Source organism: Treponema sp. TIM-1 (genome assembly GCF_046533115.1).
In the GTDB taxonomy this organism is placed as follows: Bacteria; Spirochaetota; Spirochaetia; order Treponematales; family Breznakiellaceae; genus JAIRMO01.
In genome coordinates this window covers 57,832-82,979 of the sequence record NZ_JAJQRC010000003.1, presented here as the reverse complement: position 1 = coordinate 82,979, position 25,148 = coordinate 57,832, and the positions used below count along the sequence as shown (strand labels likewise).

At 54.0% G+C, this 25,148-nt stretch carries 18 protein-coding genes; 3 read left to right on the top strand and 15 right to left on the bottom strand.

Features of this window, described 5'->3' with window-relative positions; translation table 11 throughout:
- Positions 1 to 7: 7 nt before the first annotated feature.
- Positions 8 to 2,506, bottom strand: a complete 2,499-nt coding sequence (bamA, locus tag LQZ21_RS02915) for an outer membrane protein assembly factor BamA (RefSeq protein WP_411042655.1) — start codon at positions 2,504 to 2,506, stop codon at positions 8 to 10.
- Positions 2,507 to 2,612: 106 nt separating this feature from the next.
- A complete protein-coding gene (locus LQZ21_RS02910) occupies positions 2,613 to 6,938 on the bottom strand; it encodes a translocation/assembly module TamB domain-containing protein (protein ID WP_411042653.1) in 4,326 nt (1,441 codons plus the stop codon).
- Positions 6,939 to 7,137: 199 nt separating this feature from the next.
- Here LQZ21_RS02910 and tmk point away from each other — a divergent pair, with 199 nt between their 5' ends.
- Both tmk and LQZ21_RS02900 read left to right on the top strand, forming a co-directional pair.
- Positions 7,138 to 7,815 carry a dTMP kinase gene (tmk, locus tag LQZ21_RS02905; RefSeq protein WP_411042651.1) on the top strand — a complete coding sequence of 226 codons (678 nt, stop codon included), beginning with the start codon at positions 7,138 to 7,140 and terminating at the stop codon, positions 7,813 to 7,815.
- Positions 7,816 to 7,860: 45 nt separating this feature from the next.
- Positions 7,861 to 8,451: a hypothetical protein gene (locus LQZ21_RS02900; protein ID WP_411042726.1), complete on the top strand. Its 591-nt coding sequence runs from the start codon at positions 7,861 to 7,863 to the stop codon at positions 8,449 to 8,451.
- Here LQZ21_RS02900 and hrpB read toward each other — a convergent pair.
- From hrpB to LQZ21_RS02880, 4 genes are read right to left on the bottom strand one after another with little or no spacing between them, the layout of a single operon-like run.
- Positions 8,445 to 10,979: an ATP-dependent helicase HrpB gene (gene hrpB, locus LQZ21_RS02895; RefSeq protein ID WP_411042649.1), complete on the bottom strand. Its 2,535-nt coding sequence runs from the start codon at positions 10,977 to 10,979 to the stop codon at positions 8,445 to 8,447. The two genes, LQZ21_RS02900 and hrpB, sit on opposite strands and share 7 nt — an antisense overlap.
- A gap of 6 nt (positions 10,980 to 10,985) precedes the next feature.
- Complete coding sequence (ligA, locus tag LQZ21_RS02890; RefSeq protein ID WP_411042648.1) at positions 10,986 to 12,986, bottom strand: NAD-dependent DNA ligase LigA; 2,001 nt, start codon at positions 12,984 to 12,986, stop codon at positions 10,986 to 10,988.
- Positions 12,986 to 13,702 carry a tRNA (guanosine(46)-N7)-methyltransferase TrmB gene (gene trmB, locus LQZ21_RS02885; RefSeq protein WP_411042646.1) on the bottom strand — a complete coding sequence of 239 codons (717 nt, stop codon included), beginning with the start codon at positions 13,700 to 13,702 and terminating at the stop codon, positions 12,986 to 12,988. Before trmB ends, ligA begins: the two co-directional genes overlap by 1 nt.
- Positions 13,703 to 13,719: 17 nt before the next feature.
- Positions 13,720 to 14,406: a hypothetical protein gene (locus tag LQZ21_RS02880; protein ID WP_411042645.1), complete on the bottom strand. Its 687-nt coding sequence runs from the start codon at positions 14,404 to 14,406 to the stop codon at positions 13,720 to 13,722.
- 143 nt (positions 14,407 to 14,549) lie between these two features.
- Here LQZ21_RS02880 and LQZ21_RS02875 point away from each other — a divergent pair, with 143 nt between their 5' ends.
- Positions 14,550 to 16,619, top strand: coding sequence for a hypothetical protein (locus LQZ21_RS02875; RefSeq protein WP_411042643.1), 2,070 nt, complete (start codon positions 14,550 to 14,552; stop codon positions 16,617 to 16,619).
- Positions 16,620 to 16,623: 4 nt separating this feature from the next.
- Here the strand turns inward: LQZ21_RS02875 and LQZ21_RS02870 are convergent, their stop codons facing one another.
- The 9 genes from LQZ21_RS02870 to LQZ21_RS02830 all read right to left on the bottom strand — a co-directional run bounded on the left by LQZ21_RS02870 (position 16,624) and on the right by LQZ21_RS02830 (position 25,140).
- Positions 16,624 to 17,277, bottom strand: a complete 654-nt coding sequence (locus LQZ21_RS02870; RefSeq protein ID WP_411042641.1) for a hypothetical protein — start codon at positions 17,275 to 17,277, stop codon at positions 16,624 to 16,626.
- A gap of 54 nt (positions 17,278 to 17,331) precedes the next feature.
- Positions 17,332 to 17,607 (bottom strand): DUF503 domain-containing protein, encoded by a 276-nt coding sequence (locus tag LQZ21_RS02865; protein WP_411042640.1) that lies wholly within the window; start codon positions 17,605 to 17,607, stop codon positions 17,332 to 17,334.
- 8 nt (positions 17,608 to 17,615) lie between these two features.
- A complete protein-coding gene (locus LQZ21_RS02860; RefSeq protein WP_411042638.1) occupies positions 17,616 to 18,587 on the bottom strand; it encodes a tetratricopeptide repeat protein in 972 nt (323 codons plus the stop codon).
- Positions 18,584 to 19,654 (bottom strand): uracil phosphoribosyltransferase, encoded by a 1,071-nt coding sequence (locus LQZ21_RS02855; protein ID WP_411042637.1) that lies wholly within the window; start codon positions 19,652 to 19,654, stop codon positions 18,584 to 18,586. The genes LQZ21_RS02860 and LQZ21_RS02855 overlap by 4 nt, the downstream gene beginning before the upstream one ends.
- A gap of 101 nt (positions 19,655 to 19,755) precedes the next feature.
- The gene (locus LQZ21_RS02850) at positions 19,756 to 20,886 is read right to left on the bottom strand and encodes a tetratricopeptide repeat protein (protein WP_411042635.1); all 1,131 of its coding nucleotides are present in this window, start codon (positions 20,884 to 20,886) and stop codon (positions 19,756 to 19,758) included.
- 68 nt (positions 20,887 to 20,954) lie between these two features.
- Positions 20,955 to 21,476 carry a hypothetical protein gene (locus LQZ21_RS02845; protein WP_411042633.1) on the bottom strand — a complete coding sequence of 174 codons (522 nt, stop codon included), beginning with the start codon at positions 21,474 to 21,476 and terminating at the stop codon, positions 20,955 to 20,957.
- A gap of 119 nt (positions 21,477 to 21,595) precedes the next feature.
- Positions 21,596 to 22,723, bottom strand: coding sequence for a flavodoxin-dependent (E)-4-hydroxy-3-methylbut-2-enyl-diphosphate synthase (ispG, locus tag LQZ21_RS02840; RefSeq protein WP_411042632.1), 1,128 nt, complete (start codon positions 22,721 to 22,723; stop codon positions 21,596 to 21,598).
- A gap of 5 nt (positions 22,724 to 22,728) precedes the next feature.
- Positions 22,729 to 23,181: a V-type ATP synthase subunit K gene (locus LQZ21_RS02835; protein ID WP_411042630.1), complete on the bottom strand. Its 453-nt coding sequence runs from the start codon at positions 23,179 to 23,181 to the stop codon at positions 22,729 to 22,731.
- A 57-nt stretch (positions 23,182 to 23,238) separates the two neighbouring features.
- Positions 23,239 to 25,140: a V-type ATP synthase subunit I gene (locus LQZ21_RS02830; protein ID WP_411042628.1), complete on the bottom strand. Its 1,902-nt coding sequence runs from the start codon at positions 25,138 to 25,140 to the stop codon at positions 23,239 to 23,241.
- Positions 25,141 to 25,148 lie beyond the last annotated feature (8 nt).

Here is a 25,148-nt window from a genome sequence, read left to right as displayed (position 1 = left end):
ACCACCTCTAATATGTAGATAAGGCAAAGGATATTACAAAATCAATTCCCGAGGCAGGTTTCGAGGGATTACCTCCGATACTCCCCGGAATCCAGGTAAATGCCCCATCGGTATACTTAAACCGTTTGGCAAAGATAAACCTAAAGGGGAATTGGGGTATGGCAAAGCGTAAGCCCCCCCCAAAGCTAAACCGCATGTCATCAAGCTTAAATTCGCTAAAGAAGGTTTTGGGGGTCTCTTTAACCGCCGCAGCGTCAAAAAACAGGTCCAGGGCCAGGATATTGGGAACCACGGGGATACGAATTTCCGCCCAATTTTCCCACAGGGCCAAACCACGGTTAAGCCGCTGATCGGTCCATCCCCGGCCAACGAACATCCCGTCCACCAGCAATTTATTTGCGTCCTCAATCATAGCCTTGTCGTAACCAGGCTCGGGAAATATGAACGAAACCCCCGTATGGATCCCAAATACCGCCTTTAACGCATAATTATCAAAAAGCTGCAGGTTAAAAAGGGTCAAGAAATACTCCGCCTTGGTATCCGACTTAAGGTAATGCTCCACCTCAAAGGGGAAAATGCCATAAAGCCCGAACCGTTGTATGCCATAATACCCCTTGGAGGGATCATAATAAACATCCCGTTGATCCAGCGAAATACTGGTCCAAAGTGATTCCGCCGGAACCCAGCGGTTATTTCCGGAACGAAGGGTGGGATCAAAGGCCCTGAATAAATCGTCGTCATAGCTATTATGCACCAGGGCGGATCGGATCCCTCCGCCCAAACTCAGGTTTCCCAGGGGGGTAAGGAAACGATACCCCGTGGAAAAACCCAAAGAAAAACTCCATTGATTGTACTCCATCAAATATGCGGAGGGGGGCAGTTTATTATTGCGTTCATATTCCGCATAGGAATCAAATCCGTCGGGATAGGCATAGGTTTCGTCGCCGTCAAAGACGGGGTCCAATCTATCCATGGCCGCTACCCGTTTTGCGTGCTGTACGCTAAAATCAAAGCCCCCCGTCAGGGGAAGGCCGAAAAGCCACCGCTGGGTATACTCCAGGGAAAGAGCCTGGGTGTCGGGGGACGCGGTTACCCCGGCGCCGACGATGTTACCCCGGCCGAGGAAGTTCCGGTCATTCCATTTTACCAGCCCCGATATGGGAAAGCTGTCGGGATCCGCGCTGCCGGAAAAGGTGACCCCTAATTGGACATCCATGGTCGGCTGTTCTTCCACGGTAAAGATCAGATCCATCAGGCTTTCGGCGCTTCCCTGGGGGGTATCCGGTACTACCATGGAAAAGTATTGCAGATTAGAGAGATTCCGGATCCCTTCCATTACTTTGGTTTTAGAAAACACATCCCCCGGTTCCAGGGGAATTTCCCGGAGTATCACCTCATCCTTGGTTTTTTCATTACCCCGGATAATAATATGCTCTATGTGGGCCCTGCCCCGTTCCTGAATAGTAACTTTATAGGAGACCAACCCTTCCGCGGGGTTACGGTCTTCGTCCCGGGTAATGGTATTAAATATATACCCATTTTCATAATAAAGGTCCGCCACCCGCTGCAGGTCTGTCTCAACCCGCCGGGCATTAATCGTTTCACCGGGTTTGGACCGGATGAGATCGGCTAGTTGTTCGGTAGAAAAAATAAGATTCCCCTCAAAGCTAACCCCGTTAAATTTATACATCCGCCCCTCATGGATACGGAAAATAAGGGTAAGGTTATTACGATCCTTTTCATCCTTCCGGATGTTCCGGATCACATCGGTTACCTCCGCATCTATATACCCCCGATCATGGTAATATTGGGTAATGGTATTGATATCCTCCAACAGTTTAGCCTCCTGAAAGGCGCCGTCGGTGATAAGATTTTTTCGTTTTAAAGACAACTGTCCCCGGAGGGTACCGGTGGAAAAGATGGTATTACCTTCGAACTCAATGGATTCTATGGTGATCCGTTCCCCTTCGGTTATATAAAAAGTCAATACGGTGGTTTCATCTTTATTGGGCACCAATTCGGATCTGACCTGTATATCGGGAAAACCCTTTTCCAGATAGGTATTGATGATCGCCATTTCATCTACCCGCAATTTAGCCTGATTCGCCACATCATTGATTTTGACGGAGATCACCCCCTGCAGATTTGAACGGGTAATGGAACTATTACCGACAAAAGCTATTCGGGATACGACGGGCCGTTCTTTTACCGTAAATTTAATGATAATTTCACTGCCCGCCAGGTCCGATGGGATGGCACTGGGGGTAATGGTCTCGAAATATTCAAGGGCATAAAGCCTTCCCTGAAGTTCCCAAAACAGGTCGTCATTAAACAGACGGCCAAAGTATGGATTTATGACTTCTTCCAAATCCGCCAACTTGACGTTCTTAAGTCCTTCAAAGACTATATCCTTAATAGGTTTATCCTGATACCATTCGCCGCCTTCCTGGGCAAAACCGGGAAAAATCAACAGCAAAAGCAAAAAAGCCACCAATCCAAACCGCATTAACGCTCCTCATGATGCTGCCATTTCGATGATTCTACCATCAAAAGACAGTTTAATTAATAGGGCCGATTTCAAGGCCGAAATTTTGAAACCGCCGTAGTCGCTATCAAAATGTCCGACGCCAGGTCAAGGTAATCGAATGATCATTTACAAACATATATTCGGGATGCCGGGGAACGAAATCCCATCGAATGTCAAATAATGGACTCCGTAACTCTATGCCAATCTCAGGTTCAAAGGCATACCCCCCCATGGTTTTTTTATTTTCATCGTATCGCAGGGACAACATGGATTGAAAAAACATATCGGATCCAATGTATTTACCTAAAAAAACAGCGGTATTATCAAAATAGTTACTAACCAGACTCATCCGGTCAACCGGGACCTGGAGCCTGGTGGCCCCCAGAACCGCATTTTGCAGCACCTGGGAACGGAACGAAAACATATCCAACCGGGTAAAATCCCGGACATACCGTTCCAAACGTCTTACCACCCGAAATTGGGCCAAAAAATCGGAAGACGCGGCGAGCATATTGGCCAAAACATCACTGCCCCCTGCCACAGTGGTACCGGTTAAATTCTGCCCCAAAATGGAAATAATATCAACCTGGGAAAGGGCCGGACTCGATTCAAACCGCGCCGTAAAGGATTCCAAGGGGGATTGATCGATGATGAGGGAGATCGTTACCGGCCCTTCCGTGGCGTACTCCCGGATCTCGGCCCGGGCGGATATGAGGGGCTCAAACTGAACCTCATTTTCATTAAAGTAGAGGGTACCCTCCCGAAGGTAAAAACTCCGCTGAATATAAAAAATTTCCCCGCTCCTGAGTTTTACATCCCCCACCACGGTATAGCGATCGGTTTGGGTATCGATCTTCACCTTGAGGTTTGCGCCCCGGTCCGCCTGGGCCCGGATGATGGGAAAATCCGCGTTGGGCCAGAGAAATTCAACCTTACTGCCGGTTCTGATATTGAGATCCGTAACCACCGGTATGGAGGATGAAGCCAAAGCAAGTTCTGCACCTTCATCGGTAAACCCCTGCATATCCAGGGTTATTTCCGTGTCACGACCGGTTAAATCACCGGTTACCATCAGGACACTATGATCCATGGATACGTTCAAAACCCCCGAGGTCAGTCCCTGGGCCCTGACCCCCCCCACATCAACTCCAAAGGGAATGGCCTGCTCCTGAATGGCCTGGATGTTTATGGAGAAGATGTTGGGGATCCAACGGTCAAAACGGAACCAGCCGCTTACCCTTCCCTGACCGGAACCGACCTTAACATCAATGGGGCCAAAGGTCATCTCGGTACCGTCCAATAAGAGGGTAATCGGGGTGGGGCCTATATCCTCGGTAAGGAATTGGGGGATCCGGATCCGAACCCCCGTACCCGAAGCGATTCCGTAAAATTCCGGATCCGCCAGGGGACCGGTAATATCCAAAGAAGCGGTAATGATCCCCTCGGGAATTTCGATACTTTTGGTAGAAATAAATGACCAGAGGGAACCCATATCTATATTCAGATCCGAAGAATGAGCATTGATAGTCCCGTCGGCGACGGTACCGGAAATAGAACCCCGAATGGGCGACGGATTGGAGAAGCCCGCATAAAATCCCCCGTCTTCGGCGAGCCACATCTGGATCATTTCATCAGGACCGCCGGAAAGGGAAATAAGGGATTCGGAACGGGAAAAAGAAAAATCAAAGGGCTCCGCGGATTCGGCGGTATTTACCCGGATATGGTTTACCAGCAAACGCCCGTCAAAGGATTGCAGCATCCGGTTTATATCAAACCAGGAATCCAGGGGCTTAAAATCAACCCGTGCCGTCAGGGATACATCCATATCCCGGCCCAGGGCGGTCCCCCAAATATGGGCATCCGTCTCCACCAGGGGTATTTTATTGTTCATCCTGAGATAGGAAAATTCCGCGGTGAGGCCGCCGTAGGAGATCTGTAAATTTTCGGCAAAAAAATTATCCGCCGTCAGGGCACCGGATACGGAGGCATGGACCGGGGTTTCGCTTATAGACGCGGTCAAGGAGGACAGGTTAAAGTCCACGAGAAAAAAATCCATGGAATTCCACGTTATAGCCGTATCCCCCGTAACCAGGATATTGTTGGAATTTCGTATGACCCGGCCAATCTGAAACTGGGAAAGCTGTAGATTAAGGGTAAGGGCGCCGTTGCTCCATCCACCCTTCAGGATGAATTCCTCGGCATCTTCGGGATTGGCCAGAGAAACCGTACCTGAAATATCGGAAAAAGCCTCGTCCCAGGCTAATGAGGCCCCGCCGGATAACAGGCCCCGGCCGTCATTAAACAGGAGTTCGGGAAACCACGCCCCGTCTTGATTCCCCCTGCCCCTGAACGATAGGGTGGTGGTAAGCGATGCGGGGGTGGACAGTTCCCGGACTTCCAAATTGCTGATGTCAAAAGACCATTGGTCCTTTGATTCATACCGCATGGACGACAGGAGGGTAAGCCAGGCGAATTGGCCGTTAATGGGAAGCGGGAAAGCGGCGGTTTCTACAAATCCTGAATATCCGCCAAAATCGGTTTTGGCCATATAAACCGAAAGCCCATAGGCGCCCTGGATACTCAAGGAACGCTGATCCAGCACCAGCCCTTCAAAATAATAGGCCATCTCTTGGTAGGCCAGGCGCAGGGCAAATGAAATGTCCTGGAGATTGGAAAAATCCGCGGAACCGGAAAACATGGTCATCTCTTCGCCCCAAACCACCCGGCCGTCTTCCACCTCAAGGCGCAGATCGCTCCCTGATAGGGAAAACAGGGAAAAAATGTCCTGTTCCCCCCCATAGGCAACCACGGAATGGGGAGCATTATACAACAGATGCTCAAAATCGGTGGTAATGAATATTTCGGTGGTTACCGCTATATCCTCCAGCAGACCCACCGCCGCTTCCGGGACCGCCGGTATATTTCCAAAGGATCTGGCTATGTTGATTATATCCAACAGGGGAAAGGAGGTCAGAAAGAACGTTACCTGAAGTTCCCGGGGATTAAAGGTATAGGAACCATCCAGGGACAGCTTAGTGGGCTGAACATCCTCGTAGGATTCCATGTTCTTAAACTGCAGGGCCGATACAAAAAAGTTTAAGCCCTGATCTTCCCATTGAATTACCGCATCCAGGGCGGAGATTAACACGGAACCCAGGGACAGGTCCTCCCCGGAAATAGTAAACTCCCGGCCTTCGGTACTGATACTGAAATCCCCACTGACCGAAGGGGCGTCCCCGGAAAGGCTCAATTTGGAAACCGAGAGGGTACCGTTCGGCGCAAAGGGGTCCAGGCCTATTTCCCCTGAAAAATCCAGAACCCCCAGGGGGGCAGTGAGGGATATCTTATCAACGGTAATATGCCGTTGATCCCCGGTTCCGCTTATAGTATACGCGGTGTCCCCCATGCCCAAGGACATACCAGCCGGGATAATTCCGGAAAGATCCAGGTCATAACTTATTTTCCCCTCCCGGTCAATCCCCAAGGAAGCGGTGCCGGTGGTCCGCAGGGCAAGCCAGGCATTGTACTTTGCCCAGGGACCCGAAAAGGAAAATAACTCGCCCAGTAAAAAATTTTCGGACTGGAATTCCCCGGAAAGTTCTCTTGATGCAAGGTCATACCCCATATGCAAATCCAAAGGAATCTGATCGTCAATCTTTCTTATTTCGATTTTACCGTCCGCGAGGGTGCAATTTACCGTCAACGGCCGCAACGCAAACAGATCCGTCTCAAAAGCGGGAACATTTAACGTAACAAATCCATTATCCAGCGCATCAGAAAATTCACCCCTGATTTTGCCGGAAAAGTCCGCCTCCAGGGAACGGCCCAGAGTTCGGTCTAAAAAAACATCCGTATCCCATTGGCCTTGAAAACTGATCCGGCCCTGCTCTACCGTAAAGTTCAAGGTTACATTATCGGCGGCAAGGCTGTTTTCCCCATCCTTGAGGATACATTCCCCTCCCCTAATCCGGACCACCAAATTTTCGGGCAGCATATCCTTACTCCAACGGATCCCGGTGGAATAAGAATCCGTAGAAGAAGATAGAAGCCGCCACAAATCCCTATCCCGCGCCGAATCCAGGACTATGGCCGGTTTATCGATAAGGATGGAATTAACCGATGCTACCAGCTCCCCCCGTAAAAGTTTCCAGGGGGAATAGGAGATCCTGAGCCGGGAGATCTCCACCGCGGGTTCGGTATCAATACCGGAGATCCGGATGTTTCGTATGTCCAGGGTCCCGAAAACCGAGGTCCCCATAGAGGCATATTCGATCCGCCGGTTGATTACCTCCTCCAGCCGGGTAATACCGTAATCCCGAAGCTCGGTCATACGGTCGGACATGGCACGCTGCAGGGGCCGTAATATGAGGGTGGTAACGATGACCAGGATCAAAAAGGTGAGAAATTCCATACTGAACCGAATTAAACGGTAACCAGTGTGTTCATGTAATCTACCGGCGTGATTTTCCGCGGAATTGACCACCTGTGATCCCTTGCATCTCATTTAAGCCGGTGCAAAACCAAATCGGCTTTTAAAAGCGGCTCAAAAATTAGTATACTAAAAATACCACGAATATGCAAAAAAAGCCATGCCATGGTATAACAATACCATGAATATACTCCGTAATTTTGTTGTTTTTGAAGGCGGCGACGGGAGCGGTACCTCTACCCAGATTGAACTGCTCCGAAACCGTCTTAATCCGGAGCAAACTCCGGAAATCCACCGGGGGGGGAAAACCGAACCGGGCCTCCGGCTATTTGCCACCTTTGAACCCACGGACAGCCCCATAGGCCGCATCCTCCGTCAGGCCCTGCGGGGAACCCTGCCCTTAAAACCGGAAACCGTCGCCCGGCTTTTCGCGGCGGACCGGAACGAACACCTCTTTGGCCCCGAAGGTATTCGGGAGCACTGTCTTGCGGGAGATCTGGTTGTTTCGGACCGTTATGTCCCCTCTTCCCTGGTGTATCAAGGGATAGACTGCGGGGAAGCATTGCCCGCCCTTTTGAACCGGGATTTTCCCCTCCCGGAACTGCTCATTTTTTTTGACCTTGACCCGAATATTGCCCTTGAACGGCTGGAAGGGCGCTCCGGGCGGGACGTTTACGAACGCCTTGATGTCCAGCTCCTGGTACGGGAACGGTACCGGGCCCTGCTCCCGGCCTATGCCGCCGGGGAGGTCCGGCTGGAACACCTGGATGCCTCCAGGCCGGCGGAAGAAGTGGCCGAAGAGGTCTGGAGGATTCTGCGGCAAATGCCGATATTTGAAGCGTGGGGGGAGGAGAGCTGAGGAGGAACAGTGGGAAAGGCGCATAAATTTTGGGGTATCTTGCTTATGGGGATTCTGTTATGTATCCTGAACCCCCCGTCCTTAAACGCCTATTTAGTCCGGTACAAGGAGCAGTTCTTTAAGCTCTACCATCTCCACTATATCCAGTATCCCGATGATACCATGGAAAATATCTATTGGCTTGAGCGGGCCCTCAAGGCGGATTTTGCCAATCCCCTCTATGCCATGGCCCGGATCGAAAACGAAATCCAATGGGAAAAATACCGGTACCTCTTTATGATGCATGTCAACCTCAAACTGATAGAACAGTACCTTTTTTTAGGGAACAAGTGGAATAAACGGAACGCCTATTTTTACAACGCCCCCTGGAAAGAACAAAATCTGGAAAGCCTGGAAACTGCGGAAACCTGTTTCCGTACCGCCCTGTACTACTGGAAAGACGCGATCGAATGGGGGATGAAGGCCCAGGAGCGGCGGTTCCGGTTTATCAACCTTACCCAGGTTCAATTTTGGGAAGATGAAGCGGCCAGAATCGAGAATAAATCCCTGGATTACGAAAAAATCATCAACCGGGAGTTGGCTTTGCTCCAGGGTGTTCGGGAACGCTTCCAGGCTATGGACGAAAACACCTACTGAGGGGTTCCCCTTTCCGGTAAGTTACCCGGATCCTCGGGCCAGAAGTGTTTTGGGTAGCGGCCCCGCAGTTCCTTACGGACTCCGCCATAGGAACCGGCCCAGAAACCCGGTAGATCCGCCGTGATCTGGATGGGCCGGTCCGCCGGAGAGAGGAGATGGAAGACCACGGGGATCCCCAGGATACGTTTTTCTTCCCCGATGCCAAAGGCGTCCTGAAGGCGAAGGCGGAGTACCGGTTCCCCGGAACCGTAGTCCAGGGGGCGTTTTTTCCTGTTGGGAAGGATAAAGAAATCCGGAACCCGGCGGTCCAGATCCTGTTTTTGTTTCCACCCCAGCCGGGCCTCCAGGGCCCGGGCCAAACCGGTTCCGTCGATGACGGGCCCCTTGCCCCGATCACGGCCTTCCCATAGCTCGGGACCAAGCCAGTCCGAGGCGGTCCGGGAAAGGGCTTCGTCGGTCCATTGGGCAGCGTCCGGCCCTTCTCCGCCCCCGGAAGCGGCAAAAAAGCGGATCCGGTCCAGCAGCCGCCGGGCCCCTTCATCCCAGGGAAGGATCCCCAGCCCCTTATCCCGGAGCAGGACGGGCAGTTCCGGGAGGATCTCTTCCCGCGATCCGGGCCGCCGCTCTTCGGAGATGACGAGCTTCCCCGCCCGGCGGGTAACCGTGGTCCGGGGGATCAGATCCTGCCAGGAGACGGCGGTGTGGGTCCTGATCTCCCCCGCCAGCGCCGCCAGGGCGCCCGCCGGGGAAAGGGGGGCGGCCAAAGCTATCCGGGCGGCCCGTTCTCCGGCGTCCACCTCCACCGCCACCAGCCATTCCGCCTCTCCCAGGGGGCCCTCCAGGGTTCCCTCCCGGCCCGAAACAAACCGGAACCGCCGTCCCCCCTGGAGCCTGGCGATCCGGTCGGGAAAAGCGGCCCTGAGGAGGTCCCCCACCGAGGCCTCTTCCCCGGGATTCCAGGAAAGATCCCCCGCCCCGGAGCCCAGCCGTTTGAGGAGATCCCCGGCGGTTCTCAGAATTCCCGTTACCCAGGGGGTGTTCCCGATCCCTTCCCGGGCCTGCCGAACCAGGGCCAGCCGGCGGCGGAAATCGGCGTCCTCCAGGATCCCCGACCCGTCCCGCTCGGAGAGGATCGCCGCCGACACCGCCGCAAGCCCCCCCTGTCCCGCGGCCTGCCCCGCCAGGCAGAGCGCCCCCAGCCGGGGATGCAGTCCCAGCCGGGCTATCTCCCTGCCCCGGGTGGTAGCCCGGCGATCCCCATCCGCCGCCCCCAAGCGCCGGAGTAGTTCCAGGGCCCGGTCCCAGGCCGATTCCGGAGGCATATCCGGCCAGGGAAGCTCCTCCCGGCCACGAGCCCCCCAGAGGAGGCTTTCCAGCACCGGGCCGGCCAGGTCAATCCGGCCTATCTCCCGGTCGGTCTCCGCCGGCCGGGGCAGGGATTCCTCCCAGAGACGGATACAACGGCCCGGCATCAGCCGTCCCGCCCGCCCCGCCCGCTGGTCCGCGGCCTGGCGGCTTATGGGTTCCCGGATAAGCCGGTTCATGCCCGTGGGCAGGTGGAAGCGTTCTATCCGGGCGTAGCCTGAATCCACCACCAGGGTAATCCCCGGCACGGTGAGTCCGGTCTCGGCCACATTGGTGGCAAGGATTATCCGCCGAAGCTTCTTACCCGGTCCGGTATGGGGGGCGATCACCTCCCGCTGTTTTACCAGGGGAAGCCCTCCGTGGAGGGGAAGCACCTGCCAACCCTCTCCGGGCAGGGCTTCTTCCAGGATCCGGGCGGCGGCCCGGATTTCCCCCTTCCCCGGAAGAAAAACCAGTACGTCCCCGGTTTTTTCCGTTTCAAGGACCCCTAAGAGGGCTTGGGCGCAGGCTATCCCCAAGGGAACCCGGTCGGAAACAGGGCGGTATTCGATTTTTACCGGGAAGACCCTGCCGGGGCAGTCAAAAACCGGGGTTTTGTCCGCCCCGGTCCTGTTTTCCACGGAATCGATAAAGGCCCCAATCCGGGCGGCGTCCATGGTGGCGGACATGATGAGGAGCCGGACCTTGCGGCCCATCCGGCGGAGGTCCAGGATCAGGGCCAAGGCCAGATCCGTATGGACCGACCGTTCGTGGAACTCATCGAAGATAACCGTGGAAATCCCCTCCAGATCAGGGTCCCCCTGGAGCCGCCGGACCAAAAGCCCTTCGGTAAGGACCTCTACCTGGGTACGGGGGGAAAGGCGCCGCTCCAACCGTACCGAATAACCTATCCGTTCCCCGATTTTCTCCCCCAGGAGGTCCGCCATCCGGACGCCGATCCCCACCGCGGCGGCCCGGCGGGGTTCCAGCATGAGGATCCGGCCATTCATCGAGGCGGGATGATCCACCAGGGCCAGGGGGAGGAGGGTGGATTTCCCCGTCCCCGGATCGGAGCGGACCACCGCAAGACCCCGTTCCTCCAGGGCGCCGCAGATCTCCCCCAGACGGGGAACCAGGGGAAGACCAGTTTCCCGGAGGATCCGGCCGATGGGGGATGTTCCCATGGGGGCTTAGAAGAGCTCCCCCTGGGGGGACTTTCCCCCAGAGGCGGCTTCGGCGGGAAGCTGGGAATACGTGGATGCCCGGGCGGGATCCTCCAGGATGGCAAGGAATTCCCCCTCGCCGATAATGGGAATTCCCAGGGCATGGGCCTTTTTGTTTTTCCCGGATCCCGATTCGGGATCATTGGTCACCAGGAAAGAAAGGTCCTTGACCACCGATGTCTTGGCGGTCCCCCCCAGGGCCTTTACCCGTTCCTCCGCCTCGGAACGCTTCATGGAGGCTAATTCTCCGGTAAAACAGAAGGAAAAAGAGCGCAGGGGCTGTTCCTCCGCTCGGGGCGGAGGGGCAATGGTGATGATCCCCGTGGCAAGAACCCCCTCAAGCTCGGCGGCGGCTTCGGTAAGCCCTTCCAAAATAGTCCGGGCGGTGATCTCCCCCAGGCCGTAAACCGCGGCCAGCTCCTCCACCGATGCACTTTTGAGTTTATCCAGGGTATCGTATCCCGCGGATACGACCCGTTCCATGATCAGCTCCCCCACTCCCTCAAAATCAAAACCCGCGATAAAAACCGCCAGGGGAAGCTCCCGAGGGGTACGGATATGCCGGATCACCTTGGCCGCGGAAAGCTCCCCCATCCGCTCATATTCCGCCAGTTCCTCCGCCGTCAAGGTGTAGAGATCCGGAATATAGCGGACCCGGTCCTTGTCGAAGAGCTGCCGGATGAGCTTTTCCCCCAATTCCCGAATATCCAGGACGGAAATCCACTTTTCCAGCCGGTGGAGGAGCCGCTTCGGGCAGTCCGCCTTGGGGCAAAAAAGCCGGGTTCCCCCGTCTTCCAAAGCGCTACCGCAGCTTCCGCACCGGGTGGGAAATTCGATGTCCCGCTCCTCGTCCGACGGAGTATACCCCGGGGCAAGGCCCTCAATTTTCGGGATAATCTCCCCCCGTTTGACAATGGTAACCAGGGAACCTATCTTAAGGCCCAGGGCACGGATCATGTCGGGGTTGTTGAGGTTTGCCCGCTGTACCGTGGTTCCCGCGAGGCGTACCGGGTCTACAATGCCGATAGGGGTATAGGTGGCCCCGGACTCACTCCACTCTACCCCCCGGAGGATGCTGACCGCGGTTTCCAGGTCGAATTTAAAGGCTATCTGCCGTTCCGGCCGGGTCCGCCTGAGGTCGGCCATATCGGTATAAAGGTCCTTGACCACGAGGCCGTCGATATCCACCGAAAGGGATTTCCGGTCTTCCGCTACCGCGGCCCGGTAGGCGATCACCTCCTCCACGGCGGTGAATTCCTGGGTAACCGTAACCGAAAAACCCCGGTCCCGGAGCCAGCCTATTTTTTCACGTTCATCCTTAAAAAAGGAATCGTCCCCACCGGCGGCGGCATCGTAGACGATCAGGGTGAGGTCCTCACAACCCTCCCCGTCCTTACGGCGCATGATACCGTTGGCGGCGTTCCGGCAATTTGCCTTGTCCGGGTATTTTTCCCGCCAAACATCGTGGGTCATCACCACCTCTCCCCGGACCCCCCCGGTAAAGGGGATATCCAGTTCCTCCAGGACCCCCCCCATACGCCGGGCATTCCGGGTGATCTCGTCGCCGATGATCCCGTCCCCCCGGGTTATGGCCCGCCGGAGCTTACCCTGCTCGTACTGGAGCTCCATGCTTGCCCCATCCAGTTTGTACTGCACCACCATCACCGAAGGGGCGGTTTTTTCGGCCCAGGCGCGGAATTCCTGGGGATTGGCGGCTTTTTCCTGGCTCCCCATGGGGATAAGGTGCCGGGCCTTGGGAAAACCGTCCACCGCGTCCATCCCCACCCGCCGGAGGATGGGACTGTCCGGTTTGAGGGCCTTGAGTTCATCCCAGAGGAGGTCGAATTCCCCATCGGATATGTCCCCTTCCCCATTATAGTAAGATTCCTGATAGGAACTGATGAGCCGTTCCAGAACCGCGGCCCGGGATTCACCGGCTTGTTTTGCTTCCGGCCTGTTTTTTGCCATTAGGGCGCCTCCGTTTTAAACAAAAGTTCCCGCACTTCATGGTTTTTTTGCAGCCCCTTGGCCTCAAATTTGGTCCGGGGCCGCCAGTCCTGGGGAGGGGCAAACCCCTCATAGCCATTGACCAGTCCCGGGGTGGCGGAAAGTTCCCCCCGAGCCCATTCCCCATAGTCGGCCCAATCGGTAACCATATAGATATATCCGGAAGGACCCAGCCGCCGGGCCAAAAGATCCGTAAAGGGCCGCTTAACCAGCCTCCGTTTATGGTGCCGTTTTTTTGGCCAGGGATCGGGGAAAAAGAGGTGGATCCCTTCCAGGGAGGCGGGGGGGACCATCTCCGTGAAAACCTCCACCGCGTCATGTTCTATGATACGAATATTAGCAATTCCCCGTTTTTCAATTTCCCACAGGAGCCGTCCGATGCCGGGCCGAAATACCTCGATCCCTAAATAGTTTTTTTCGGGGTTTTTCTGGGCGATTACCGCGGTGGCAAAGCCCATGCCAAAGCCGATCTCCACGGTCACCGGATTTTCATTGGCGAAAAGCGCTCTGAAATCCAGGACCTTTCCCGTAAAGGGAATAGTGTACCGGGAAGAGAGGAGTTCGTAGGCCCGTCGTTGGGCGTTACTCATCCGTCCTCCCCGGAGGACATAACTTTTTATCCTGAATTCTTCGGGAACCGGGGGCTTGGATAGTGTAACCATTTCTTGGTCCATCATTTTATCTGCAAAGTTTTTTATTGTATGGGAACCAGCTCCGTCAAAGCCGAGGTAAGATATTCCGCATCCTCCGCCCACAGCGCGACGGTTCTGGCATTAGAGGGCAGGTTAAGAACCGACACCGCCCCTTCCTTGGCGGGCGCGTCGATGATAGTCAACAATTCGCCCGCCTCGTCATAACAAATAAACCGGTTTACGGGGTATAAAGACTCTATCCGGTATTGACCGTCGACGACGGTCAATACCGGGAAGGCAAACCGGGGCTCCTCCGGAGCGTCAAAACTGAAGATCCGTTCCGATTTTTCACCCCCCTTGTCCATAATAACCGCCCGGTACTGTCCCCGGGGCAGATTTTCACCATCCACCATGGTAATGCTGCGGCTTCCTATCCAGGTTTGTCCTTCCGATTCATAACTAATCCAATCCTCGGCGGACAGCGTCCAGAACAACCCTTCCCGATCAAAATAGAGGTAAAGCTCATTAATATCTTCAATACCGTCATCGTCGGCGGGAAGCACAAAAAACGAAAACCGCTCCTGGGGCCGCCCGGAACTCTGGTAATAAACCAACCGTATAAATCCGTAGGATATGGTCGGTTCCGCCCGGGAACAGGATAAAAAAAGTAGCACCATCAGCCCTAACCAGCATTGAAAAAGGGGCCTTTTATTAATCCCTATCGGTAATTTACTATACGCCATGATCATCCTTTTTATTATATATAAAGATCCTCAATATGTCATTCCTTTTTATCCGGTTTAGCGGGGAATGCCGCCGCTTTTTTTACACCCGGCCCAAAAGACATCCCCATGTTCTTGATCTCCTCCTGATATGGGACTATGTTTAAGCGGTGAAGGCTGTCGGGCTATCCTTGATTTTTATCTTTCTTCTCGTACCCCGGGGAATTTTTTCACAGGAAGAAGGAACAGAAGGCGGTCATTCGTTAGAAATTTCCCGGCGCCTGGCGCTGAGCCGGCTCCTTACCGAAGAAGGGATCCCCTTCGAGGTCCGGTCTCTGTTTACCGAATATGGGGGATTCGGCGCATCCATCGTGGTATACCTCCCGCCGAAGGCCGCCGCCGAACCGGACGGGGCGGTCTTTGTCCTGGCCATACCCCTCCGCTCCGAAGACGAGCCGGGGGAGGGGTTTCCCTACGGTCTTGAAGCGGGGCTGGCTTTTATCAAAAAAGCCCGGGAAAGGGATTTAAACAGAGAAATTTGGGTCGCCTTCCTGGGGGACGAACCATCCCGCTTGCCCCCGGATCTGCGGAAGGGCTCCCATACCGGGCTGGAAGATCTTCTGACCCTTCCTGAGGATCCTGAAAATACGATTATGTTCTACGCGGATTTCTATGATCCTCCTGAAAAAATACTCGTCCACCACAGCGGAGGGAAAACCCCGGCCCCCCTCAGTCTGCTGCAACCTATTCCCGGATTATGCGCCTCCTACGGGGTTCCCTTTACCTTTGCGGTCAAGTCCAATGAACTTTACAAACTGGGGGTGGTGGAGGGACCTTCGGTACTGGCCTCCTCCCTGACCTACGGCACCCCCTCCCTGTACCTTGAGGGAACCCAGGAGGAGGACGGGCCGGCGGGGCAGCCGATTCCGGTGGAACTTTTGGGGGATCTACTCCTGGGATACACGGAGGCCCTCGATTTTTCAGCGGAAAACCTGGATTACCATTATTTGATCTTTCAATTCCGGGACAAAACCGTTTTTGTTCCGGAATTAATCACCATAATTATCCTGTGGTCCTTAAGCGCCCTGGGTTTTTTTATTTTTCTTATTTATTCTATTGTATTGCGGAGGATGCTGATCATCCAGGGACAGATATTTTTACGCCGATCTTGGGTGATTGTTATGCTTTTTATTATTCTTTTTTTATGCCTCGAGGCCGCGGAACTGTTTTTCAGCTTCCTCTTAAGCGGATTCGCCCTCCCCCAGGACCATATATCCTATGGGAGCATAATTTTTACCCTGAGTATAGCCCTGACCCTCTTTTCCCTGATAGATCCTCTTTTTAACCGTCTGAAAATACCCCGGCGGGCTAATTTTTATGGAACCGCCGCGGTCATTCTGATAATTCTGGGAACCCTGATCGCCATATTTTTAGACATTACCTTTATCCCCGCCTTTATGTGGGCTTTTCTTTTTACGATTTTAGCTGCCCTGCTACCCTTCTCACTGCCGGTATATGTTATTGCCCTTATCATTCCCCTGCAAATAGCGGGGATCCTGCTTACCAGTATGGGGCCGGCCGGGACCGGACTCCCAATACTAAACCGTTTCCACCAGGTCTGGCTCATCCTTTTTATCGCCGTCGCAGCCTTACCTTCGGTGCTTATCTTTAAACGGGCCTCAGCCCTGGCGGTGAAACGAAAAAAAACCCCCTCCCTCTGGTTGATATCCCGGTCCATTTTGCTGGCGGGATGTATGGGGGCCTTGACGTTTTACACATATAGGCTGTCTTTAAACCCGCCGCTGCCGCCGGTACGGCGGCTTATTACGGAAAGTCCCGATAACCCGTCAATTTTAGACGTTACCATTACCGGCAGAAGTTTTCTGGCCCGGCGGATCCTGGAAATAAACCTGCAAGCCCGGGAGGAACCGGTCCGTTTTGACCTGTATCTGGATTCAACCAGCGATCCACAGCCCATATACGCCGCCCCCATGCCCTTTATCCATAGGGAAACAGAGAATTCCCCCTTTGAAACTACCCTGGAATTCGTCCTGGGGGAAAACCCGCCCAATCCCTTCACCACCGATATCGTACTACCCCGGACCTTTTCCGGCTTTCTCCGGGTGGAGGCCCTCTATACCCGCTACGATCCCTCCCTGGATCCGGAACCGCCCCCGACCGGGGACGATTATGTATTACGGGTTACCCGGACCATCCCCATAGGATTCGGGGAAAACTGAGGGATTACCAGCGGATCTCCATGCGCACCGGTTCTTTTGACGTCAAAAGGGCCCCCATGGGAGCGGAGAACCGGATGTTCCGTCCGCTCCCATAAATATTTCCCACCGGGGGGGTGTCGAGCTTCCCCCCCTCCTCGTCCACCAAGGTCAGGACGGTATCCCGGGGCAAGGCAATGCCAAATTCCAGGGTATACCCCAGGAAAACCGCCTGGGTCAGTTCCAAAAGTTCCGGGTCCTGGCTTTGAACACCCCCGCCCAGGGTAAGGGAGAGGCGGTACTTGTCTTCCTCCCGGGTCAAACGGGTCCGCTGTCCGAGGGCATCCAAAAAACCGGTCAGGGCATCGGGGTTGGAAAAATCCACCTTAACCGTTACCACCCGGTCTTTTTCATCTTCCCGGGCAGAGAAAGCAGTCAGTTTAAGGCCGTCAATCCGGCTGATGGTCCGTTCAAAATCCGCCCGGCCTACCGGCAGGGTAAGCCACCGCTCGTTACCGTCCAATTTTCCCAGGGATTCCGCTATCCGGGAAATCCGGTATTCAAGGTCCAGGGTTCCCGCGCCGTTCTGACGGATGGTAATATTCGTATTTATCCCGATGCAGGAACTGAAAAAAACCATCACCAAACTCACCGCGCCTAAAATACCCTTTTTCAGCCTCATGGATACTCCCCTGTTATAAAGAGACTTTCCCAAAACTTCGGGTTTGGGAGGGCCTCAAAATTCTTCCGAATAGATAGACACGTCCTGGATCCGAACCGGAAGGTCCTGTTCTACCATCTCAAAGGCCTTATGCAGCACCGATTCCCCAAAACTCCTGGAATTGGAAACCAGGGCGCCGCCAATCTGGGCAAAGGAAAGGGAATCCTGCAGATCCACCTCGGCGGCGCTTATGTGAAAACGGCGCTGCAGTTTTTCTTTAATCGATCTTATCATACGGCGTTTTTCTTTGATATTATCCACGTCGGGAATTTCAAATAGGATCTGTATCATCGAAACTATCATATCCCTTCATCGGTACCTTCGGTACTATCGGTACTGCCCTGCTTAGCGCTTTTTAAGTCCGCGATCATTTTACGGATCGCGTCTTTGGCGGAAGCGGTAACATTTTCATCCTCCAAAAGTTTATTCAGCGCCTCCGTATCGGAAAAGCCTTCGGAAAGGGCCAGCTCAAGTTCGGTGATGCCCTGGGGGTTTTCGGCATCCGCGATAAGGAGCAGCCGGGCGACGGCGAATTGTATGGCGGATTTCCGCAGCCCCCCTTCCGGGGCGCCAGCGTCACTGGGAAGCGTCACCAGCAGTTTCCGATACTCTTCCAGGGACCGGGCATACAGGCCGTTTTCTTCCAGAACCAGGGCAAATTCATACTGCACCTGGGGCTCACTATTGTTGAGAAGCCACCGGCTATAACTGTCCACCGCCTCGGGTTTGCGCTGCGCCCCCTGGGAACGGGCGTAGAGAAGCAGAATATCCTTATTATCCAAAAGGGCATAGGGGTATTTTGACAAAACCTCTTCCGCTTTTTCCGGTTTTTTTACGGCGTTGAGGACCAGGGCATAATTATAGCCGTCATCGGCGCTTTCGGGCTCCAACAAAAGAACCCGCTCATATAAAGCCTCGGCCCGCTCAAAGTCACCGGTTTTTATGCTGGTATAGGCCGCAGACTTGAGGGCCATCACATTATCCGGATCCCTTTCAAGGATACCATCAAAAAATTTTATCGCCTCCTCATACCGGCCGGTTTCAAAGGCGATACGCCCCAGGTTGTATTCCGATGCCAGCTTGGTCTTGTCCAGGAATCTGGCCTGGCTTAGCCATTTTTCCGCCTCCTCATACCGGCCCAGATCCAAATAGGCCATGCCCAGGGCATAATATTCCTCCGCCCTGGCAACCCGGGCCTGGGAGGTACAGGAGAAAAGGAATCCCGAAAAAACAAAACAAACCACTAATAAAAAAGACGGTTTCATATTCATTTTGGTGTATTGAGGACCGTATCCTCTATTTCACGGAGCTGCGCCCGATACAGCCGGGCGATACTGGAACCATAGTCGGCGATGAGCTGCATGATGTTCCGGGGGCGTTCTTCCATATCCCGCCCGTTGATCCGGTCCCCGGCATCACCCAAGCCCGGCATGATATAGGCCGCTTCATTTAAGACCGGGTCCATCCACAGGGTAAAAACCTGACAATTATCCAGGGCCCGGACCGCCCGCAGGGCCCCCTTAAGGGCGGCGATGACATTAAAGAACTGGACCGACTTGGGTTTGATCCCCTGATCCAAAAGGTATTTTATGACCGTTACCAGGCTTCCCCCGGTGGCATTCATGGGGTCCGCGAAAATAAGGTCCTTGCCGTCGAGCAGGGTCGGATTAAAAAAGGAACGATCCAGGTCCAGGATATACTCCATATCGTTTTCATGTTTTGTATCATCCCGCCGAATCCTGAACAGGGCAAAGGGGGTTACATGGGCATGGGAGGAATATTCCTCAATTTCCTTGGACATAATCATGGAGGGTAATAGGGCCCCCCGGAGCATAACACACATCACGGTATTTTCAATTTTATCATCAATATTGGTTATTTTATGAACCGCATAGTTTTGGACCGGCATGGTTACCGGGGTTTTTACAATGAGATAATTTTTATTTGTCCCGGTGGTTCCCCCGTAGGCCAGGTTAAAAAGCAATTCGTAGGCCCGTTGAATATAATAAACAAATTCCTCCCGCTCCGTCCGGATGTCCCGGAGTTTGGCGATAAGCCGGGACGCTTCGGCATGGCTCTCCTGGGGGGTACGGAAGGAATATACGTGGATACCGGCCTCCTGCGTGCAGATTTCCTGCATCAGGCTCCCCATCTCATTGTAAAGTCCAATGAGTTTATCCTCCTCCCGCCGCCGTTCCGCGGCGGATCTGGTGGTGGAAAGCAGGGTAAAACAGGTCATCACGTGACGGTAAAATTCATCCATCCGGGCAATGGAAGTCCTATCGGCATCGGTAAGGAACCCGTCCAGGTCCGCCGCTTTTAAAACAACCGTATTCATATAATGAATGTATCCTACTTTTCATTTATGAACAAGTTTATTCCGGGGCAAAGCCGGTATTTTTACCCGGGATTATCGGGCGTTTTGGGAAAAATTCGAATTTAGGGGTATTCTACCGCCGGATCCATGGAGGGACTGCGGAGCTGCCCCCGGGCCCGCCCTCCCCATTCCCCCGCGGCAAAGCCGCCGCCGCTTTGAAGGGATAAAAAGGTCCAAAATTCCCGGGCAGGCGCCGGTTTTCCGGCGCCGTAAAAGGCGGAACCCAGGTAATACATGGTTTTGTAGTATTCCACTTCTTCGATATAAGCCCGTAATACCGGCCTCTGGATAATTTCATTCCGAAGATTTTCTAAATTGGTAAAGACAAAATCAAATTTATTCCGGAGGATCTCCTCGATAATGATACTGTTCTGAATAAGAAAGGCGTATAAGAGGTGTTCCGTGGCCCGGCTGTGTCGTCCCGAGGCATAATAATAAAGCCCCAAAAGCCGGTGGGCCTTTTCAACGGAACCGTTATTATACCGGTAGAGGGTTAAAAACCGGTTTATCCCGTCGTTTTCTATGATTCTGAACAGGGCGTTTTTCGCGAACATCCCCGAATCTTCGGACCAGAGCAGGTCTTGTTTCAGAATTTCCAGGAGCCACTTTTCCATCTCCGGGTATTCCTGCCGGAGCCGGTGAATATCAACAATTTTATATAAGATTTCCCGTTCAAACCCCGAATTTTCCAGAAATTCCCGTTGGTCATAGGCCTTTTGATATTGTTTGAGGGCTATCCCTAACTCCCCCTCGACCCGGTACGTTTCCCCAATCCAGTATTCCGCCTCGGGGTAGTTTTTTAAACGCCCGAGCTGTTCCAGAGCCGTCCTGGCCGACCCCTCCAGCGATGCCTTGGGGACCCGGTAATAAAGCTCCCGCAGAACCGCCGCGGCGCTTTCCTGCCGCTGATCCCGTATGTAGGTTTCCACCAGGGGCAGGGAATCCCCCAGGCGGCGTACCTCCGGAATTGACAGGAGGGTTATAAAAGAACGTTCCATTTGGGTGTACAGGGTCTTCCGCTGTTCCCGGGCGTCTTCAAAGGCAAGAAGGGCATCCCCGTATTGACCGGTTCTAAACAAAAGTTTCCCCTGCTCCAGGGTAAACCAATAGGGCTTCTCCGACGGTATCTGGGCAAAAGCGAAAACGGTAATAAAAACAAAAAAACCAAGGAAAAAAAATCTGTTTTTTCTCACCCTACCTTCCTCTTTAAACCAAAATACCGCGGGACGCGCTAGGTTACAAGCGGCCTAAAAAAGCGCCGCTAGATCCAAAAACGGACGCCTAAATCAAAGTTGACATCCCAATCGGGGAACCGAAACGGGATTACCCAGAGCCCCAGACTGGGGGCAACATCCATAAACACCTCCAGAAAATCCAGGGGCTGCCAGGAAAGGCCGATGGGAAAGCGGAGGCCCATGGTTAAAGACATATCAAGGTCATCGTCCTTGGCCCAGGCAGGATGGTAATTATCCTGCCAAATCCACAAGCCGGTATACCCGCCGAGCCCCAGATACCAGCCAAGATTAATTTCCGGAACCAGGACTTTATCGATAAAATAATAGTCCCCCGTCACATTAAGACCGAACCAGTTCCTATCAATCCCCAACCCGATACCCCAATACACCGGTACCACCGGTAGTTTAAGGGACAACGCGGGCCCAAAGCCACCGGTCACGCCATAACGGAAATCAAGACCGATCCCCGTACCGCTAGGATGATCCGCAAATGTTCCCGCCGTAAGGGTCAGAAACAAAAGCAATGCACAGATCAAAACTTTTTTCATAATAAAGCTCCTCATTTTTTAAATTTTATGGTTCGGAAAAAAATTTGCAAAGTCCGGGCTCACCGCCTTCGCGGATTTCTACCAGGGACCGGCGAAAACTCCAGTTTTTTACCGGTTTCCTACAGTTCCTCCAGGGCCTCCCCGAAGGCGCTGTCCGCCAAAATTTCCAGGTCCCCGGAAGCGGCACTTATGGTCCGTATCACCTTGCCGTGCCGGAAAAGCAGCACCTGATTTCCCGCGCCGGTAATGCCCAGGTCCGCGTGACGGGCCTCACCGGGGCCGTTTACCGCACAACCCATCACCGCCACGGTGATGTTTTTGTCCAGGGAGTACAGCCGGGGGAGCCACCGTTCGGTAAACCCATGGGTATCAAAACTATTCCTGCCGCACCGGGGGCAGGAAATCAGCACCACCCCCCGGCGCCTTTCCTCGTCCCCGGTACTATCCGCCACCGCCCCCAGGATTTCCCTGCCGGCGATTACCTCATTTTCAATAGAATCGGAAAGGGAAACCCGGATGGTATCCCCTATCCCCTCGGACAGGAGGACCACCAGGGCCGCCGTATTCCGTACCACCCCGGCAACAAGGGGACCCGCTTCGGTAACCCCGATATGGATCGGCAGGCCGGTCCGGGATGCCAAGATCCGGTTCGCCTTTATAGTATCGGCAATTGTGGAGGCTTTTAGAGAAACCAGGACGTTTTTAAAGTTAAATTCCCGAAATATAGCCAATTCCCGTTCCGCCGCCGCCACCAGCGCTTCCGCCCGATCCAGGCGGCCCTCATCAACGGAACGCCGCAGATCCTGGGGAAGACTGCCGGCGTTAACCCCAATCCGGATGGGTATCTTCCGGCCCGCGGCCTTGGTGAGGATCTCTTGTACCTTTTCTTTACTTCCGATATTCCCGGGGTTAATCCTGATTTTCGCGATGGGATAATCCAGGCAGCGGAGGGCAATTTTATAATCAAAATGAATGTCCGCCACCAGGGGCATGGACACTTCCCGGGCCAGGGCACCTAAAACCTCGGCGGCCTCCAAATCGGGAACCGCGAAACGGAGTAAACCGCAGCCCATGGCTTTAAGCCGATCTATCCGCTCGACCAGGGCCCTGCCGGCCTCCCCCGTAAGATCTGAAAAAGAAAGGCGATCCTTCCACATGGTCTGAATAACCACAGGATGATCGCCCCCAATCAGGACGGGTTCGACATGATCAAAACCGCCGATCCGTAGAAGACTTCTTTGCCTCAAAAAAATTACAGGCTTAGGCTTATCATGGAAAGTACCATCGCAAAGATAGCGACGGTCTCGCAGATACCCACGATCATCATGTAATTGACAAAACCCTTGCCGGTTTCACCGGTGGCGTCCGCTCCGGCGGCACCCGCTTTGCCCTGGGCAATGGCGGAAAAGGCTATGGCAAGTCCCGAGGCAATACCGATACCCAGGAAAAGGGAACCCCGCTGGGGATCATTCACCACCGCCAGGGCCGCGGGTTTCATAAAGAGAAAGCCCAAAATATAACCGTAGAAGGTCTGGGTTAAGGGAGCTCCACCGAAGGCAAGCAGGGTCATAGGCGCGGGCTTATTGGCGATATAACATTTTTTCCAAGCACCGATAACTGCCTGACCCGCGATACCGATACCGATTGCCGAACCTACGGCGGAAAGACCCATCACCAGTCCTGCGCCTATCAATCCTAAATTCATATTGTTCTCCTCATTTTTGAAGTCGCCGGGGATTAACCGGCGTATCTCCTATCAATTTTATCTATCCGTGGAAACACGAATAGTACGCTTTGCAAAAGGCTTGTACGCGGTACCCGCCCAAGTAAGCCCCACATGGCCGGAAAATTCCAGGGTGTTGAGCCTGACCCCGTGAACCAGAACCGAAAGCATGTTGAGGACCAGGTTTAACCCGTGGCCGAAGATCAAAAGCCCCCCGGCAAGGATAAACACCATAAAACGAACCACCACAGGACCGGCTATCCCGCCTATCTGAAGCGCCATGGTATCCACCGTATCGGCAATCGCCGCTCCCGCCAGACCCACCGCCCAAAGCCTGATATAGGACATAATATCGGAAAAAACATTGGCAATCCCCAGGATTACCGAAATGATATTTTTGAGGCTTTCCAGAATTGAGCGGCCTATGCTTCCCTCATAACTGGCAAAGACAAAATTCAGCAGAAAACCGCCGGCGAAAACATAGATCGCCAGGGGATACAGGGGTATCTGCCGGGCTTCGTTGCTGGCGATAAGCGAAAGGATGACAAAATACATTCCCCCCAACATAGCAATGTTGCCGATATGGGCCAGTATTTTCAGGGATTTAGTATGGACAATGGCGAGAATATGCCCGATTGAGAGCTGCAACAGGGCCAGGGAAAAACAGAGGATCATCAGATTCTGCCGGACAATGGCCTGGTCCATGGCGGATCTGTCCGCCGTGGCATTTGAAATAAGGGGCAGGGATATATTCTTCAACACATCGGGAAGCAGGGCGGCCTTGACACCAAACCAGGAACAGGTGAGCAGGCCCCAGGTAAAATTGGAAAGCCCCAGCAGCAACAGGAGCTTTAAAATGGGGGGCTTCTTGGCGGATTTGAGGATGCCGATCACCGAGGCAAGGATGATCAAGGCGCCATAGCCCGCGTCACCGAAGATCATGCCGAAAAAAATAACAAAGAAGAAAAGAAAGAACCCTGAGATGTCGATCTCGTTATAGCCCGGTACCACTTCCAGAAAGTCGGTCAACGGCCGGATCAGACTCGCCAGGGGGTTGTTTTTCAGCTTGGTCGGGACGTTATCGTCCTCCCCGGGATCATCCGCCAGCAGGGCCCAGCCGTTTTCCGCGGCGGCCCGTTTCAAAACCCCCAACTCGTCCTGGGGTACAAACCCGGTAAGCCAGGAAACGGTAAATTCCGCCGGCACGTTATCCGCGGTTTCCATCCCCGCCCGGGCGGTTTCAAATTCTATCCGCTCCAGGAGGATTTTCTGCTCCCCTTCAAGGGAAGCCTGCCGGCAGGCCAGGGCCTGTAATCGGTTTTCAATATCCGCCAGCTTATCCCGAATATCCGCCAGCAGGGCATCGATCTCGGCCAGGGAATGTTCCGGCAAAACCCAGGGACTTTCCCCGGGGATCTCCTTCCCCACGGACAAAACCCGCACCGTCGTCTTATCCTGACCCAGCACGATGATCCCCTCGGGAAGGGATTCATAGGCCTTACGGGAAAGTTCATAGGGAATCAGGACAATGCCCTTTTCGGCAAATTCCGCAAAGGAGCGGGGATCAAAATTTCCCCATTTTTCGATACGGCTCCGCTCCTTGGTGTTTACCAGGAGTTGTTCCTGGAGGGCCTTTTTTTCATCCCCCAGTTCCAATATCCGGGCGACTAAATCCGGCGGGGTTTCTCCGTTGAGGGTATCGGAAGAAAAAACGTCCTGCTCCCCCCCGTCCAGGGGGATTTTCCCGGCGGCCCCGTTCTCCAATGGATAGGACCGTAAAACCCCCAGGGCGGTTTCCGTCTTGGCCTTCCGATCCAGAAGCTTGGTTAATTCATCGGAGCGGACATTCCGTTTTTCTAAATGGAGTACCCCCGCTTCCCGGAGTTTTTCCAGGGAAACTTCCCGGTTTTTTTCCATCACCACCAGGGATACTTTCTTCATCGGTACGA

Excerpts from the sequence above, each read along its gene's own strand:
- ligA (WP_411042648.1), bottom strand. The coding sequence starts at position 12,986 with ATGGCAAAAAACAGGCCGGAAGCAAAACAAGCCGGTGAATCCCGGGCC.
- LQZ21_RS02830 (WP_411042628.1), bottom strand. The coding sequence starts at position 25,140 with ATGAAGAAAGTATCCCTGGTGGTGATGGAAAAAAACCGGGAAGTTTCC.
- bamA (WP_411042655.1), bottom strand. The coding sequence starts at position 2,506 with ATGCGGTTTGGATTGGTGGCTTTTTTGCTTTTGCTGTTGATTTTTCCC.
- LQZ21_RS02880 (WP_411042645.1), bottom strand. The coding sequence starts at position 14,406 with ATGATCATGGCGTATAGTAAATTACCGATAGGGATTAATAAAAGGCCC.
- trmB (WP_411042646.1), bottom strand. The coding sequence starts at position 13,702 with ATGATGGACCAAGAAATGGTTACACTATCCAAGCCCCCGGTTCCCGAA.
- LQZ21_RS02845 (WP_411042633.1), bottom strand. The coding sequence starts at position 21,476 with ATGAAAAAAGTTTTGATCTGTGCATTGCTTTTGTTTCTGACCCTTACG.
- LQZ21_RS02855 (WP_411042637.1), bottom strand. The coding sequence starts at position 19,654 with ATGAATACGGTTGTTTTAAAAGCGGCGGACCTGGACGGGTTCCTTACC.
- LQZ21_RS02900 (WP_411042726.1), top strand. The coding sequence starts at position 7,861 with ATGGGGATTCTGTTATGTATCCTGAACCCCCCGTCCTTAAACGCCTAT.
- LQZ21_RS02860 (WP_411042638.1), bottom strand. The coding sequence starts at position 18,587 with ATGAATATGAAACCGTCTTTTTTATTAGTGGTTTGTTTTGTTTTTTCG.
- tmk (WP_411042651.1), top strand. The coding sequence starts at position 7,138 with ATGAATATACTCCGTAATTTTGTTGTTTTTGAAGGCGGCGACGGGAGC.
- LQZ21_RS02865 (WP_411042640.1), bottom strand. The coding sequence starts at position 17,607 with ATGATACAGATCCTATTTGAAATTCCCGACGTGGATAATATCAAAGAA.
- LQZ21_RS02910 (WP_411042653.1), bottom strand. The coding sequence starts at position 6,938 with ATGGAATTTCTCACCTTTTTGATCCTGGTCATCGTTACCACCCTCATA.
- LQZ21_RS02870 (WP_411042641.1), bottom strand. The coding sequence starts at position 17,277 with ATGAGGCTGAAAAAGGGTATTTTAGGCGCGGTGAGTTTGGTGATGGTT.
- hrpB (WP_411042649.1), bottom strand. The coding sequence starts at position 10,979 with ATGGGAACATCCCCCATCGGCCGGATCCTCCGGGAAACTGGTCTTCCC.
- LQZ21_RS02835 (WP_411042630.1), bottom strand. The coding sequence starts at position 23,181 with ATGAATTTAGGATTGATAGGCGCAGGACTGGTGATGGGTCTTTCCGCC.